General features: G+C 63.1%; 11 protein-coding genes. 5 read left to right on the top strand and 6 right to left on the bottom strand.

The features are described 5' to 3' along the window. Positions 1–104 precede the first annotated feature (104 nt). Together P3R38_RS08050 and P3R38_RS08045 are read left to right on the top strand one after the other, a co-directional pair. Positions 105–785, top strand: coding sequence for a heavy metal response regulator transcription factor (locus P3R38_RS08050; protein ID WP_023379594.1), 681 nt, complete (start codon positions 105–107; stop codon positions 783–785). After that, on the top strand, positions 782–2,134 hold the full coding sequence (locus tag P3R38_RS08045) for a heavy metal sensor histidine kinase (protein ID WP_277687200.1): 1,353 nt from the start codon (positions 782–784) through the stop codon (positions 2,132–2,134). The genes P3R38_RS08050 and P3R38_RS08045 overlap by 4 nt, the downstream gene beginning before the upstream one ends. 62 nt (positions 2,135–2,196) lie before the next feature. Here the strand turns inward: P3R38_RS08045 and P3R38_RS08040 are convergent, their stop codons facing one another. From P3R38_RS08040 to P3R38_RS08030, 3 genes are read right to left on the bottom strand one after another with little or no spacing between them, the layout of a single operon-like run. Further along, entirely contained in the window at positions 2,197–3,438 is a 1,242-nt protein-coding gene (locus P3R38_RS08040) for a lipoprotein-releasing ABC transporter permease subunit (RefSeq protein WP_023379592.1), read from the bottom strand. Positions 3,439–3,497: 59 nt separating this feature from the next. Continuing rightward, positions 3,498–4,181 carry a lipoprotein-releasing ABC transporter ATP-binding protein LolD gene (gene lolD, locus P3R38_RS08035; protein WP_177325244.1) on the bottom strand — a complete coding sequence of 228 codons (684 nt, stop codon included), beginning with the start codon at positions 4,179–4,181 and terminating at the stop codon, positions 3,498–3,500. Positions 4,182–4,188: 7 nt separating this feature from the next. After that, complete coding sequence (locus tag P3R38_RS08030) at positions 4,189–5,439, bottom strand: lipoprotein-releasing ABC transporter permease subunit (RefSeq protein ID WP_023379590.1); 1,251 nt, start codon at positions 5,437–5,439, stop codon at positions 4,189–4,191. 93 nt (positions 5,440–5,532) lie between these two features. Between P3R38_RS08030 and P3R38_RS08025 the strand changes: the two genes are divergently transcribed. Continuing rightward, complete coding sequence (locus P3R38_RS08025; RefSeq protein WP_023379589.1) at positions 5,533–6,117, top strand: PilZ domain-containing protein; 585 nt, start codon at positions 5,533–5,535, stop codon at positions 6,115–6,117. Positions 6,118–6,149: 32 nt separating this feature from the next. Further along, complete coding sequence (locus P3R38_RS08020; protein WP_023379588.1) at positions 6,150–6,866, top strand: glycerophosphodiester phosphodiesterase family protein; 717 nt, start codon at positions 6,150–6,152, stop codon at positions 6,864–6,866. A gap of 48 nt (positions 6,867–6,914) precedes the next feature. Here P3R38_RS08020 and sthA read toward each other — a convergent pair whose 3' ends face one another. The 3 genes from sthA to P3R38_RS08005 form a co-directional block, all read right to left on the bottom strand. Then, positions 6,915–8,309, bottom strand: a complete 1,395-nt coding sequence (gene sthA / locus P3R38_RS08015; protein WP_023379587.1) for a Si-specific NAD(P)(+) transhydrogenase — start codon at positions 8,307–8,309, stop codon at positions 6,915–6,917. Between the two features lie 204 nt (positions 8,310–8,513). Further along, positions 8,514–9,512 carry an FAD:protein FMN transferase gene (locus P3R38_RS08010; protein ID WP_027906771.1) on the bottom strand — a complete coding sequence of 333 codons (999 nt, stop codon included), beginning with the start codon at positions 9,510–9,512 and terminating at the stop codon, positions 8,514–8,516. Between the two features lie 138 nt (positions 9,513–9,650). Then, positions 9,651–11,114 carry a glyceraldehyde-3-phosphate dehydrogenase gene (locus tag P3R38_RS08005; RefSeq protein WP_041925454.1) on the bottom strand — a complete coding sequence of 488 codons (1,464 nt, stop codon included), beginning with the start codon at positions 11,112–11,114 and terminating at the stop codon, positions 9,651–9,653. A 167-nt stretch (positions 11,115–11,281) separates the two neighbouring features. Here P3R38_RS08005 and mfd point away from each other — a divergent pair, with 167 nt between their 5' ends. Continuing rightward, entirely contained in the window at positions 11,282–14,731 is a 3,450-nt protein-coding gene (gene mfd / locus P3R38_RS08000; protein WP_104881991.1) for a transcription-repair coupling factor, read from the top strand.

The raw sequence follows: 14,731 nt of genomic DNA, 5'->3' as shown, positions 1-14,731 counted from the left end.
ACTGGCGGTTGGCTGACGGGAAGATTACAACTTCGTCAGCTTGGCCGAGCGGACACATCGTCACGTATCATTTACAGGCCCCCTTCAGCCAACACGGACAATGCATGAAACTGCTGATCGTCGAAGACCAGGCCCGCACCGGTCAGTACCTGTGCCAGGGCCTCAGCGAAGCAGGCTTCGCCACCGAGCTGGCCGCCGATGGCGACACCGGTCAGCACATGGCGCTGACTGGCGACCATGACCTGCTGATTCTCGATGTGATGCTGCCAGGACGCGATGGCTGGCAAATTCTGCAGGCCGTACGCCAAGCCGGCCTGGACACACCGGTGCTGTTCCTCACCGCACGCGACGCCATCGAGGATCGGGTCCACGGCCTGGAGCTGGGCGCCGACGATTACCTGGTCAAGCCCTTCGCCTTCTCCGAGCTGCTGGCCCGGGTGCGCACCTTGCTTCGCCGGGGCGCCAACCCCGCCCAGGACACCTCACTGAGCCTGGCCGACCTGCGCCTGGACCTGATCCGCCGCCGTGCAGAACGCGCCGGCCAGCGCATCGACTTGACCGCCAAGGAGTTTGCGCTACTGGAATTGCTGCTGCGCCGACAGGGCGAGGTGCTGCCCAAGTCATTGATCGCCTCGCAAGTCTGGGACATGAATTTCGACAGCGATACCAACATCATCGAAGTCGCGATCCGCCGCCTGCGCCTGAAGATCGACGACCCGCATGGCAATAAGTTGATCCATACCGTGCGCGGCATGGGCTATGTACTCGAAGAGCGCCACGACTGATGCGCCCGGTTTCACTGAGCAGCCGCCTGGCACTCCTTTTCGCCGCCTGTACCGCAGCGGTTTCCCTGGGCGCAGGCTTGCTGTTCAGCCACGCCAGCCGGCAGCACTTCATCGAACTGGACCAGCAGTTGCTGGAGTCGCGCCTGTCGCTGTTTCGCACCCAACTGGCCGGCGTGAACGACGCTCGCGATCTGCGCGCACGCGAGCCTGCTTTGCGCAACGAACTCAGCCACCAGTCGGACCTCGCCCTACGCGTAGAGGGCCAGGATGGTACGCTGTGGTTCGACAGCCAGTCGGCGTTGCCCGAAACACCCTTGCCTTCCGGGTTGGCCACCTTGCATGCCAACGGCATGGATTACCGCAGCCTCACAGCCCCCTTGAGCGCAGGCGACCGGCACGCTGCGCGCCTGACGCTGTTCCTCGATATCACCCACCACCAGCATTTTCTACAAGGCATGCAGCGCCTGATATGGCTCACTGTCGGTCTTTCGGCGCTGGCCACCGCGCTGCTCGGCGCCTGGGCTGCGCGCCGTGGACTGCGGCCCTTGCGCCAAATGGGCCAGGTCGCAGCCAGTGTGTCGGCACGCTCGCTGACTACCCGTTTGCCCGCCGAGCAGATGCCAGATGAGTTGGCAGAGCTGGCCAGCACCGTGAACGCCATGTTGCAGCGCCTGGACGACGCCTTTCAGCGGCTGTCGGCGTTTTCCGCCGATATCGCCCACGAACTGCGTACACCGCTGTCCAACCTGCTGACCCACACCCAGGTCACCCTCACCCGCCCGCGCAGCCTAGAAGACTACCGGGAGGCGCTACATGGCAACCTGGAAGAGCTGCAACGGATGGCGCAGATGGTCAACGACATGCTGTTCCTGGCCAAAGCCGACCATGGCTTGTTGGTACCCGGCCTTACGCCGCTGGCCTTGCATGACGAAGTGGATGCCCTGCTGGAGTATTACGCACCGCTGGCCGAGGACGTCGAGGTGCGGATGCAGCGCGACGGTGAAGCGATGCTACAGGGCGACCGCCATATGTTGCGGCGGGCGCTGTCCAACCTGCTGGACAATGCCCTGCGCTTCACACCCGCCGGTGGGCAGATACAAGTGACGTTGGAGCCAGGGCTACGCCTTTGCGTCGCCAACACGGGAACGCCGATAGAGGCGGCGGTGTTGCCTCGGCTGTTCGATCGGTTCTACCGCGCGGACCCGGCACGGCGGGAAGGCAATAACGAACATGCCGGGCTGGGATTGGCGATTACCCGGTCGATCGTACAGGCCCATGGCGGGACCATTCGGGCGGAGTGTACGGATGGGTGGACGCGGTTCGTGATCGAATTCAGCGCCCGGCAGTGAATCCCGGGAGCGGCCTTGCGCAACGAAAGGGGCGCAAAACGCCCCCTAGCACCAACCCGATTTCAGACAGCGAGCCCAATAGCCGGCTGCACCTGCGACGCCCGATACGCTGGGTAGATGGTCGCCAGGAAACTCATCACCAACCCCGCCGTGCAGATGATCGCCACATCCCCCCACTGCAACTCGGACGGTAGGCTGCTGACGAAGTACACATCCGAGGTGAAGATGTGCTGCCCGCTGACCCGCTCCAACCAACCGACGATCTGACTGACGTTGATTGCGGCAATCACCCCGAGCACACCGCCGATCAGCGTTCCGACGATACCGATCAGGCTGCCCTGAACCATGAAGGTGCCCATGATCTGCGCGGGCGTGGCGCCCAGGGTACGCAGAATGGCGATGTCCGGCCCCTTGTCGTTCACCACCATCACCAGTGTGGCGATGATGTTGAACGCCGCCACTGCGATGATCATCAGCAACAACAGGCCGATCATGGTCTTTTCCATCTTCATGGCGCTGAACAGGCTGCCCTGGGTGTGCGACCAGTCGTCGGCGCGGTAGGCATCGCCCAGGCTGGCGGCGATGGCCTTGGACACCTGGGGCGCGGCATACAGGTCATGCAGCTTGAGGCGCACCCCTTGGACCTGGCCCGCGGCCCAGTGCTGCATTTCGCCGGCATCGGCGACATGCATGTAGGCCTGCGAGCCATCGAGCTCGGCACCGACCTTGAAGATACCGACCACGGTCAACCGCTGCATGCGCGGGGTGATACCGCCCGGTTCCTTGCTGATTTCCGGGACGATCAGGGTCAGCTTGTCGCCGGTATTGAGACGGAAGCGACGCGCGGTCAGCTCACCGATCACCACCCCGTATTCTCCTGGCTCAAGGTCCTGCAAACGCCCCTGGACGATGTGCTGGCCGACGATGGACACCTTGCCCTCCTCGGCGGGGTCGATACCGCTGACCTGGATCGGCTGCATGGCGCCCTTGTACGACAGCATGCCTTCCATTTCCGTGATAGGCGCAGCGGCCATCACCGCAGGATTGCTCAGCGCGGCATCGGCCGCCTTGCGCCAGTCGTCCAGCGGCTGCACGCCAAGGATCGCCGCATGGGGTACTAAACCGAGAATGCGCGAGCTCATCTCGCGCTGAAAGCCATTCATCACCGACAACACCACGATCATCGCCAGCACGCCCAGGGACAGGCCGATCATCGATGTCATGGAGATGAACGAGATGAAATGGTTGCGGCGCTTGGCACGGGTGTAGCGAGCACCGATGAACAAGGGCAAGGGTCTGAACATGTACGAAAACACCCAATGAATAAGTTGCGGGGCGGCTCAGGCCGCCCCAGGCACGCCGATCAGATCGCTACCAGGTGGCCATCGTCGAGCTTCAGCACGCGGTCCATCTGACGCGCCAGATTGAGGTCGTGGGTCACTACCAGGAACGCCGTCTTGGATGCGCTGGACAATTCCTGCATCAGCTCCTGGATGCCCTGGGCGGTGTGGTGATCGAGGTTGCCGGTCGGCTCGTCGAGCATCACCAGGCCCGGGCGATTGACCAGGGCTCGGGCGATCGCCACGCGCTGACGCTCGCCGCCGGACAGCTCGGCCGGCTTGTGATGCAGACGATGGCTCAGGCCAACGCGCTTGAGCAAAGCCTCGGCGCGCTCGCGGGCCTCGGGTATGGGCGTGCGGCCGATCAGCAGCGGCATGCACACGTTCTCCATGGCGGTGAACTCGGGCAACAGGTGGTGGAACTGGTAGACGAAGCCCAGTTCACGGTTACGCAGCAGGCCACGGGCACGCTCGCCCAGCGCCGACAGTTCTTCGCCGGCCAGCCAGACACTGCCTTGGGTGGGCCGGTCGAGCCCGCCCAGCAGGTTGAGCAAGGTACTCTTGCCCGAGCCGGAACTGCCGACGATGGCCACCCGCTCACCGGCATGCAGTTCGAGGTTCAACCCGGACAACACCTGCACCGACTCCGGGCCCTCCTCGTAGGACTTGCCCAGGTTGCGGCAACTCAGAACGGCTTTATCACTCATGCGCGACTCACTCATAACGTAGCGCCTCTGCAGGCTGGGTGCGGGCCGCACGCCAGGCCGGGTACAGGGTGGCGAAGAAACTCAGGACCAGCGCCGCACCGCAGACCATGTACACGTCATTGGCCTGGATCTGCGACGGCAGGTAATCGATGAAATACACATCGGCGTTGAGGAACTTGTGCCCGATCAGCTTCTCGATGCCGGCGATCACCGCGCTGACATTGAGCGCGGCGATAATCCCGACCACGGCGCCGATCAAGGTGCCGATCACCCCGATCACCGTGCCCTGGACCATGAAGATGGCCATGATCTGCCCCGGCGTGGCACCGAGGGTACGCAGGATGGCGATATCGCCGCGCTTGTCGTTGACCACCATCACCAGGGTCGAAATGATGTTGAATGCCGCCACGGCCACGATCAGCAGCAACAGCAGGCCGATCATGGCTTTTTCCATGCGAATGGCCTGGTACAGGTTGCCGTGGGTGCGGGTCCAGTCGCGGCTGTAGAATTCCTGGTCACCCAGGCGCTGGGCGATCTCCCAGGCCACGCGCGGGGCCTGGAACAGGTCGTCGAACTTGAGGCGCAGGCCCTGCACCTGGTCGGCCTTCCAGCGGTGCAGGCGCGACAGGTCGGCGATATTGGTCAGGCCCAGGTAGCCATCGATCTCGCCGGCGCCGACGTGGAAGGTGCCGACCACGGTGAAGCGCTTCATGCGCGGGAACATGCCGGCCGGCGTGACGCTGACTTCGGGGGCGACGAAGGTGAGTTTGTCGCCGATGGCCACCCCCAGCTTTGCCGCAGCCTTGTCGCCGATCATGATGCCCCACTCGCCCGGCGCCAGTTGCTCCAGGCGCCCTTGCAGGATGAAGTTGTCGATGATCGACACCTCACGCTCGCGCGCAGGGTCTATGCCATTGAGCAAAACCTTCTGCACCTTGCCATCGTGAGTCAGCAGGCCCTGCATCTGGGTATAGGGCGCAACTGCCACCACCTGCGGATTCTGCTTTACTTGTTTGGCAAGGGCTGGCCAGTCGTTGACGGGCTGGCCGCTTTCGAGCGTGGCGTGGGGAATCATGCCCAGCACGCGGGTACGCATCTCGTGGTCGAAGCCGTTCATGACCGAAAGCACCACGATCATGACCACCACGCCCAGGGCGAGGCCGATCATCGAGGTCAGGGAAATGAACGAGACGAAGTGATTGCGGCGCTTGGCACGGGTGTAACGCGTACCGATGAATGCGAAAAGAGGTCTGAACATGTCGGGGCTTGTTCGGATGAAAGGGAACGTCCTTGTGGCGAGGCGCCTACGGCGGCTTTACACTCGGACCACCGCCGCTACCATGGGTTCGCCATGACGACATTAGACGAAGAAGATCGCCGCGAATACTACCGCATCGAAGACCGGATCGCACTGGAAATCAGTCCCTTGAGCGCGGCCGAAGCCCTTGAGACAGAACTGTTGCAAGATGAGTCCCCGCTGTTCAACCTGCTCAGCGAACTGCACCTGTCCGACTTCGAGTCCCAGCACCTGCTGCGCCAGCTGAGCGAGAAGGACCGCACCCTGGCCGCCTTCCTGCGCGCCCAGAACAAACGCCTGGACCTGCTCAGCGCCGTGGTTGCGCAGACCCTGATCGGTGAAATCGGCAAGCCTCAGGCAGTGGTCATCTCCGAAGGGGGCATCGAATTCGCCCAGGCCAAGCACATCGCCCCTGGCACGCGAGTGAAGGTAAAGATGGTGCTCATGCCCCGCGCCCATGGCCTGTTGCTGCGAGGCCGGGTGACCCATTGCGATCCTCGACCGGACGGCACCTACGAGGTTGGCACCGAATTCACCGACATGACCGACGCCCAGCGCCAGTTGCTGGCCCGCTACATCCTGCAGCGCCAGCAGCAGCAACGGCGCCAGCAGCTGGAACAGAACCCACCCTCCTCCTGAGCCTGACACTCTTTTGAACTGAAGGAACGAACGTGACCCTGATCTATGGCCACCGCGGCGCCAAGGGCGAAGCACCCGAGAACACCCTGACCAGCTTCCGCCAGTGCCTGTCCCACGGCGTCACCCGCTGCGAACTGGACCTGCACCTGTCCGCCGACAACGAGTTGATGGTCATCCACGACCCCACCCTCAAGCGCACGACCGGACGACGGGGCAAAGTGGTGGAACACACCGCTGACGAACTGGTTACCTACGATGCCCGTAAAGGTGGCCCTGGCCATGTGCAGCCCTGCCCTATCCCGCGCCTGGAAGAGCTGTTCGAGAAATGCGCCTTCGAGCACTGGCAACTGGAAGTGAAAAGCGCATCGCGCACCCGCGCCGCCACCACCGTGCTGGCCATTCGCGAGCTGGCCCAGCAATACGGCATGCTGGACAAGGTAACCATCACCTCGAGTTCACGCGAAGTACTGGGCGCCGCACAGGAACTGGTCCCGGACGTGAAGCGCGGCCTGGTCGCCGAGTACGCCTGGCTCGACCCGCTGAAGGTCGCGCAGAACTACGGCTGCGAAATGCTGGCGCTCAACTGGACGCTGTGCACCCCTGAGCGTCTGATCAAAGCGCAGAACCAGGGCTTGCACGTATCGGTGTGGACGGTCAACGAGCCGGCACTGATGCGCCGGCTCGCTGATTTTGGCGTGGACAGCCTGATTACAGACTTTCCCGGTTTGGCCAAGACCACCCTCGGGTAGGGCTGAAATCGGTCTCCCCGACCGGCTCAGGCCACCGGCCGGAGCCGCTCAAAAAAGCCGGTTCAGGCCGTCGTAGGCAGCTACCCGATAGGCTTCGGCCATGGTCGGGTAGTTGAACGTGGTGTTGACGAAGTACTTCAGATTGTTCTGCTCACCTGGCTGGTTCATGATCGCCTGACCGATGTGAACGATCTCCGAAGCCTGGTAGCCGAAGCAGTGCACACCCAGGATCTCCAGGGTTTCACGGTGGAACAGGATCTTCAACATGCCCTGCGGCTCACCGGCGATCTGCGCACGGGCCATGCTCTTGAAGAAGGCCTTGCCCACTTCGTACGGCACCTTGGCCTGGGTCAGTTCCTGCTCGTTCTTGCCGATCGAGCTGATCTCCGGAATGGTGTAGATACCGGTCGGCACGTCATCGACGAAGCGCCAGCTGCCGTTGTCGACGATGCTGCCGGCCGCCGAACGGCCCTGGTCGTGGGCGGCACTGGCCAGGCTCGGCCAGCCGATCACGTCACCGGCACCGTAGATGTTAGGTACGCTGGTCCGGTAGGCCTCGTCGACCTCGATCTGGCCACGGCTGTTGACCTTGATGCCAATGTTTTCCAGGCCCAGCTTGTCGGTGTTGCCGGTACGGCCGTTACACCACAGCAAGGCGTCGGCCTTGATCTTCTTGCCCGACTTCAGGTGCAGGATCACACCGTTGTCCAGGCCCTCGACCCGCTCGTACTCCTCATTGTGGCGCACGGTGATGTTGTTGTTGCTGAAGTGATAGCTCAGCGCCTGGGAAATTTCCGAGTCCAGGAAGCTCAGTAGCTGGCCACGGTTGTCGACCAGCTCAACCAGTACGCCAAGACCGCTGAAGATCGAGGCGTATTCGCAACCGATGACACCGGCACCGTAGACGATCAGCTTGCGTGGGGTGTGGCTCAGGCTGAGGATGGTGTCGCTGTCGTAGACGCGTGGGTGGTGGAAGTCGATGTCGGCTGGGCGGTACGGGCGCGAGCCGGTGGCGATGATGATGTGCTTGGCCACCAGTTTCTCGACTACGCCGTTGGGGCAAACCACCTCGACGGTCTGCTCGTCGGCGAAGCTGCCGGTGCCGACGAAGACATCGACACGGTTGCGGGCGTAGTAGCCGGTACGCGACGCGACCTGCTTGGAAATCACTTTCTCGGCGCTCTTGAGCACGTCCGGGAAGGAGAACCAACGTGGCTCACCGATGGCGCGGAACATCGGATTGGTGTTGAACTGCATGATCTGCCGCACCGAGTGACGCAGTGCCTTGGACGGGATGGTGCCCAGGTGGGTGCAGTTGCCGCCGACCTGACGACGGCTGTCGACCATTGCCACCTTGCGCCCTGCTTTGGCGGCATTCATTGCCGCGCCTTCTCCGGCCGGGCCGGAACCCAGCACCACTACGTCGTAGTTGTAGACAGCCATGCGTACTCCTTCAGAACTGGCCCGCGGGTCACGGTGGCTCGCGGGGCTCGATCATGCCGCCGAGGCGCCATGAAAAAATTCGGGTGCAGTCTAATCAAGCGTGAACGCCGCGAACATTAACCCTTGGTCGCGTCGTAGGCTATTTTTGCCTGCACTACATGTCGTTCACCGACTCCGTGGCGCCGATCATCCGTCCTTGTGCTTTCACTCGCCTTTCACCGCCCGTTCGAACGCAGGCGTAGCTCGGGAGACGAAGCCACCCTCTGCCCGAGTCACCAATACCGCCGCCAACTCATGAGCCACGGCGAAGTCCCAACCGCGCTCAGGCCCAAGAATCAACAGCAGGGTCGAATAACCGTCCGCTTGCAGGGCCGAGGCATCGAGCACGGTGACTGCCGCGAGACTGTGATCGACCGGGCGCCCGAGACGCGCATCGAAGGTGTGCGAATAGCGGCGGCCATTCTGCTCGAAATAGTGGCGATAGTCACCCGAGGTCGACACGGCAAGGCCGTTGACGGGAATGATCTGGCGGGCAATCTGGCGATCTTCACGGGGCAGTTCGAGGGCGATGCGCCAGGCACTGCCATCGGGCTTGTGGCCCACCGCCTTGAGCTCCCCGGTGGCCTCGGCGATGAAGTTGCCGATACCCATGGCGCGCAGGCGCTCGGCGATCAGGTCGACCGCATGGCCAGCGGCGATGCTGTTGAAGTCCACTTGCACCGGGGCATCCTTGCACAGGGCCTGGCCATCGATGTGCAGGTGGCGATAACCCACACGCTGGCGAGCCTGGGCCAGAGCCTGCGGGTCCGGCACCTGCTCGGCCCGGGCCTGCGGGCCGAAGCCCCAGAGGTCGAGCAGCGGCTCGACCGTAAGGTCGAAGGCTCCCGCGCTCTGTTCGGCGAGGCGCTGACCGAGGGCGACCAACTCCAGCATGTCAGGCGGCAGTGCCAAGCACTGGTTGGCCGGGAGCTGGTTGAAGCGGCTGACGGTGGAGTCGCCCCGGTAGGTCGAGTAGTGCTGGTCGACGCCCTGCAAAAGGGTCTCGACCGCTGCCTGCACCTGCGCAGGCGCCGGGCCGCCGGGTTCGCGAACGTACTGGATGCTGTAGCTGCTGCCCATGGTCGGGCCGCTCAGGCGCTCCAGGGTCGGCCCCTGGTCGCAGGCGGTGAGGAGCATCAGGATGAACAAAAGGGCTGTACGCAAGGTTGGGTTCTCGATTGCCTGCACCGACCTTATCGTCAGCCAGCTGACTGACGATAAGGTCGGTACAAACACAATAAATGCAGGCCAAAAAAAACGGGAACCCGAAGGTTCCCGTTTTTTCATTGCCTTACAAGCGGATCAGCGCGGAAACGCTGGCGGGTTCACACCGGCCATCTCTTCCATCACGCGAACCACCTGGCAGCTGTAACCGAACTCGTTGTCGTACCAGACGTACAGGACAACACGGTTGTCGTTGCAAATGGTGGCTTCGGCATCGACCACACCGGCGTGGCGCGAACCCACGAAGTCGGTCGAAACCACTTCCTGGGAGCTGACGTAGTCGATCTGCTTGTGCAGTTCCGAGTGCATGGCGGTCTGGCGCAGGTACTCGTTGATTTCGTCGCGGCTGGTGGCCTTTTCCAGGTTCAGGTTCAGGATGGCCATCGAGACGTTCGGCGTCGGCACGCGAATGGCGTTGCCGGTCAGCTTGCCCTTGAGCACTGGCAGGGCCTTGGCGGCGGCAGTGGCGGCACCGGTCTCGGTGATGACCATGTTCAGCGGCGCGGCGCGGCCACGACGGCTGCCCTTGTGGAAGTTGTCGATCAGGTTCTGGTCGTTGGTGAACGAGTGAACGGTTTCGACGTGACCGTTGACGATACCGTACTGGTCGTTGACAGCCTTGAGCACCGGCACGATGGCGTTGGTGGTGCAGGAGGCAGCCGAGATGATCTTGTCATCGGCGGCGATGTCGCCATGGTTGATGCCGTGAACGATGTTCTTCAGCGCGCCCTTGCCAGGTGCGGTGAGGATCACGCGCTCGATGCCTTTGCACTGCAGGTGCTGGCCCAGACCTTCGGCGTCACGCCATTTACCGGTGTTGTCGACCAGCAGGGCGTTTTCGATACCGTACTGGGTGTAGTCGATCGAGGCCGGATCGTTGGAGTAGATCACCTGGATCAGGTTGCCGTTGGCAGTGATGGTGTTGTTGGCTTCATCGATGGTGATGGTGCCATCGAACGGGCCGTGCACCGAGTCACGACGCAACAGGCTGGCACGCTTGACCAGATCGTTCTCGGCGCCTTTGCGCACGACGATGGCGCGCAGGCGCAGGCCGTCGCCGCCACCGGTTTTCTCGATCAGGATGCGCGCCAGCAGGCGGCCGATGCGGCCGAAGCCGTACAGCACGACGTCGGTGCCCTTACGCGCCGAAGCGTTCTGCTGGCCAACCACTTCAGCCAGCTCTTCACGCACGAACTGCTCGGCGCTGCGGCCGTTGCCTTCCTGCTTGAACTTGTTGGCCAGCTTGCCCAGGTCGACCGAAGCGGCGCCCAGTTTCAGCTCGCTCATGGCCTTGAGCAGGGGGAATGTCTCGTGGACGGACAGTTCGGTCTCGTCGGTTTGACGGTGACGCGCAAAGCGGTGGGCTTTGAGGATCGAGATAACCGAACGGTTGATCAGGCTACGGCCATAGATCGAGCTCACCACGTTGTTGTTGCGGTAGAGCTGACCGATAAGCGGGATCATCGCTTCAGCAAGAGCTTCACGATCGATCCACTCACCAAGACACTGGTCGGGCTTCTGAGTCACGGGAACCTTCCACATGTAGGGACAGAAAAAAGGGGCTACATTATGACGCCCCAACGCGTATCGGGCAATGAGCGCCTGTCGCCGACGCCAGAGCGAGTGTTCATGGCCTTTCGAGCCTGACAGCACGCACCGGCACCGGTACAATTGATCTCTTTGCCGCAACGCTTGGAGTGCAATCTCCCGTGTCAGTTCTGCGCCTACCGCAAATGTCGGCCACGGCCGGCAAACAAACCTGGGGCAACTTGCCCGGTGCCGCCCTCAGCCTTGCCATTGCCGAAGCCGCCAGCAACGCTGGTCGCTTCACCCTTTTGCTGACGGCCGACAGCCAGGCCGCCGACCGTCTGGAGCAAGAGCTGCGTTTCTTCGCGCCGGACTTGCCAGTGCTGCCTTTCCCTGACTGGGAAACCCTGCCGTACGACCTGTTCTCGCCGCACCAGGACATCATTTCCCAGCGTATCGCCAGCCTCTACCAGTTGCCTGAACTGGACCACGGCATTCTCGTGGTGCCGATCACCACGGCCCTGCACCGCCTGGCGCCGACCCGCTTCCTGCTGGGCAGCAGCCTGGTGCTGGACATCGGCCAGAAAGTGGATGTCGAGCAGATGCGCACGCGCCTGGAAGCCACCGGCTACCGCTGCGTCGACACCGTCTACGAGCACGGCGAGTTCGCCGTGCGGGGTGCCTTGATCGACCTGTTCCCGATGGGCAGCAAACTGCCCTATCGCATCGACCTGTTCGACGATGAAATCGAAACCCTGCGCACCTTCGACCCGGAAACCCAGCGCTCGATCGACAAGGTGGACTCGATTCGCCTGCTGCCGGCCCGCGAGTTCCCGATGCAAAAGGACGAAGTGACCCGTTTCAAGGCCCGCTTCCGCGAGCGTTTCGACGTCGATTTTCGCCGCAGCGCGATCTTCCAGGACCTCACCAGCGGCATCATCCCCGCGGGTATCGAGTATTACCTGCCGCTGTTCTTCGAAGAAACCTCCACCCTTTTCGACTACCTGCCGGACGACACTCAAGTGTTCTCGCTGCCGGGTGTCGAGCAGGCCGCCGAACACTTCTGGAACGATGTCCGCGGCCGTTATGAAGAACGCCGTGGCGACCTGACCCGCCCGCTGCTGCCGCCAGCCGAACTGTTCCTGCCGGTCGAGGACTGCTTCGCCCGCCTCAAGCAGTGGCCGCGCGTCGTGGCAAGTACCGACGATGTAGAACCAGGCGCCGGCCGTGAGCGTTTCCCCGCCCGCGCCTTGCCCAACCTGGCCATCGAAGCCAAGGCCAACCAACCGCTGGCCGAACTGGCCAACTTCCTGGACCAGTTCCCTGGCCGGGTCCTGTTCACCGCTGAATCGGCAGGCCGCCGTGAAGTCCTGCTGGAACTGCTTGAGCGCCTGAAGCTGCGCCCGGAGACGGTCGAAAGCTGGGCCGAATTCATCACCGGCAGCGAGCGCCTGGCGATCACCATCGCCCCGCTCGATGACGGCCTGCTGCTGGACGACCCTGCCGTGGCGCTGATTGCCGAGAGCCCGCTGTTCGGCCAGCGCGTCATGCAGCGCCGGCGTCGCGAGAAACGCGGCGAGGCGGCCAACGATGCAGTCATCAAGAACCTCACCGAGCTGCGCGAAGGTGCGCCAGTGGTGCATATCGACCACGGCGTGGGTCGCTACCTGGGCCTGGCAACCCTGGAAATCGACGGCCAGGCCGCCGAATTCCTGACCCTGGAATACGCCGAGGGCGCCAAGCTCTATGTGCCGGTGGCCAACCTGCACCTGATCGCCCGTTACACCGGCAGCGATGATGCCCTGGCACCGTTGCACCGACTCGGCTCCGAAGCCTGGCAGAAAGCCAAGCGCAAAGCCGCCGAACAGGTGCGCGACGTGGCGGCCGAACTGCTCGACATCTATGCCCGCCGCGCCGCGCGCAAAGGCTATGCGTTCGCCGACCCGGCCGCCGACTACGCCACCTTCAGCGCCGGCTTCCCGTTCGAGGAAACCCCCGACCAGCAAGCCGCCATCGAAGCCGTACGCGCCGACATGCTGGCCGCCAAGCCCATGGATCGCCTGGTGTGCGGCGACGTCGGCTTCGGCAAGACCGAAGTGGCCATGCGCGCAGCCTTCATCGCGGTGCACAGTGGTCGCCAGGTGGCAGTGTTGGTGCCCACTACCCTGCTCGCCCAGCAGCACTACAACAGCTTCCGCGACCGCTTCGCCGACTGGCCGGTAACCGTGGAGGTCATGAGCCGCTTCAAGTCGGCCAAGGAAGTGGCGGCAGCGGCGGCTGATCTGGCCGAAGGCAAGATCGACATCCTGATCGGCACGCACAAACTGCTCCAGGACGATGTGCGCTTCAAGGACCTAGGCCTGGCCATCATCGATGAAGAACACCGTTTCGGCGTTCGCCAGAAAGAACAGCTCAAGGCCCTGCGTAGCGAGGTGGACATTCTCACCCTGACCGCCACGCCAATTCCGCGCACGTTGAACATGGCGGTGTCCGGCATGCGCGACCTGTCGATCATCGCCACCCCGCCGGCCCGCCGGTTGTCGGTGCGCACCTTCGTCATGGAGCAGAACAAGAGCACGGTGAAGGAGGCACTGCTGCGCGAGCTGCTGCGCGGCGGCCAGGTCTACTACCTGCACAACGATGTGAAAACCATCGAGAAATGCGCCGCCGACCTGGCCGAACTGGTGCCCGAGGCACGGATCGGCATCGGCCACGGGCAAATGCGCGAACGCGAACTCGAACAGGTGATGAGCGACTTCTACCACAAGCGCTTCAACGTGCTGATCGCCTCGACCATCATCGAGACCGGCATCGACGTGCCCAGCGCCAACACCATCGTCATCGAACGCGCCGACAAGTTCGGCCTGGCCCAGTTGCATCAGTTGCGCGGCCGGGTTGGTCGTAGTCACCACCAAGCCTATGCCTACCTGCTGACGCCACCACGCCAGCAGATCAGCGCCGATGCCGAGAAGCGCCTGGAAGCCATTGCCAATACCCAGGACCTGGGCGCCGGCTTCGTGCTGGCCACCAACGACCTGGAGATTCGCGGTGCCGGCGAACTGCTGGGCGAAGGTCAGAGCGGTCAGATCCAGGCAGTCGGCTTCACCCTGTACATGGAAATGCTCGAACGGGCGGTCAAGGCCATTCGCAAGGGCACCCAACCGAACCTGGAGCAGCCATTGGGCGGTGGTCCGGAGATCAACCTGCGCCTGCCGGCGTTGATACCCGAAGACTACCTGCCCGACGTACATGCCCGCCTGATCCTCTACAAGCGCATCGCTTCGGCCGCTGACGAGGAGGGTCTGAAGGACCTGCAAGTGGAAATGATCGACCGCTTCGGCCTGCTGCCGGAGCCGACCAAAAATCTCATGCGCCTGACTCAGCTCAAGCTGCATGCCGAGAAGCTGGGCATCAAGAAAGTCGATGCCGGCCCCAACGGCGGCAAACTCGAGTTCGAGGCCGAGACCCCTGTCGACCCACTGACCCTGATCAAGCTGATTCAAGGCCAGCCCAAACGCTATAAGTTCGAAGGCGCGACCCAGTTCCGCTTCCTGGTTCCGATGGAACGCCCCGACGAACGCTTCAACACCCTGGAGGCGCTGTTCGAGCGCCTGACACCACAGCCTGCTTAA

The organism is Pseudomonas sp. NyZ480, from assembly GCF_029537255.1.
In the GTDB taxonomy this organism is placed as follows: Bacteria; Pseudomonadota; Gammaproteobacteria; order Pseudomonadales; family Pseudomonadaceae; genus Aquipseudomonas; species Aquipseudomonas taiwanensis.
This window is presented reverse-complemented; position numbering and strand designations above follow the sequence as displayed.

What these genes read in the sequence shown, in the direction of transcription:
- P3R38_RS08040 (WP_023379592.1), bottom strand. Translation starts at nt 3,438, where the DNA reads ATGTTCAGACCCTTGCCCTTGTTCATCGGTGCTCGCTACACCCGTGCC.
- lolD (WP_177325244.1), bottom strand. Translation starts at nt 4,181, where the DNA reads ATGAGTGATAAAGCCGTTCTGAGTTGCCGCAACCTGGGCAAGTCCTAC.
- P3R38_RS08030 (WP_023379590.1), bottom strand. Translation starts at nt 5,439, where the DNA reads ATGTTCAGACCTCTTTTCGCATTCATCGGTACGCGTTACACCCGTGCC.
- P3R38_RS08050 (WP_023379594.1), top strand. Translation starts at nt 105, where the DNA reads ATGAAACTGCTGATCGTCGAAGACCAGGCCCGCACCGGTCAGTACCTG.
- P3R38_RS08005 (WP_041925454.1), bottom strand. Translation starts at nt 11,114, where the DNA reads ATGTGGAAGGTTCCCGTGACTCAGAAGCCCGACCAGTGTCTTGGTGAG.
- sthA (WP_023379587.1), bottom strand. Translation starts at nt 8,309, where the DNA reads ATGGCTGTCTACAACTACGACGTAGTGGTGCTGGGTTCCGGCCCGGCC.
- P3R38_RS08025 (WP_023379589.1), top strand. Translation starts at nt 5,533, where the DNA reads ATGACGACATTAGACGAAGAAGATCGCCGCGAATACTACCGCATCGAA.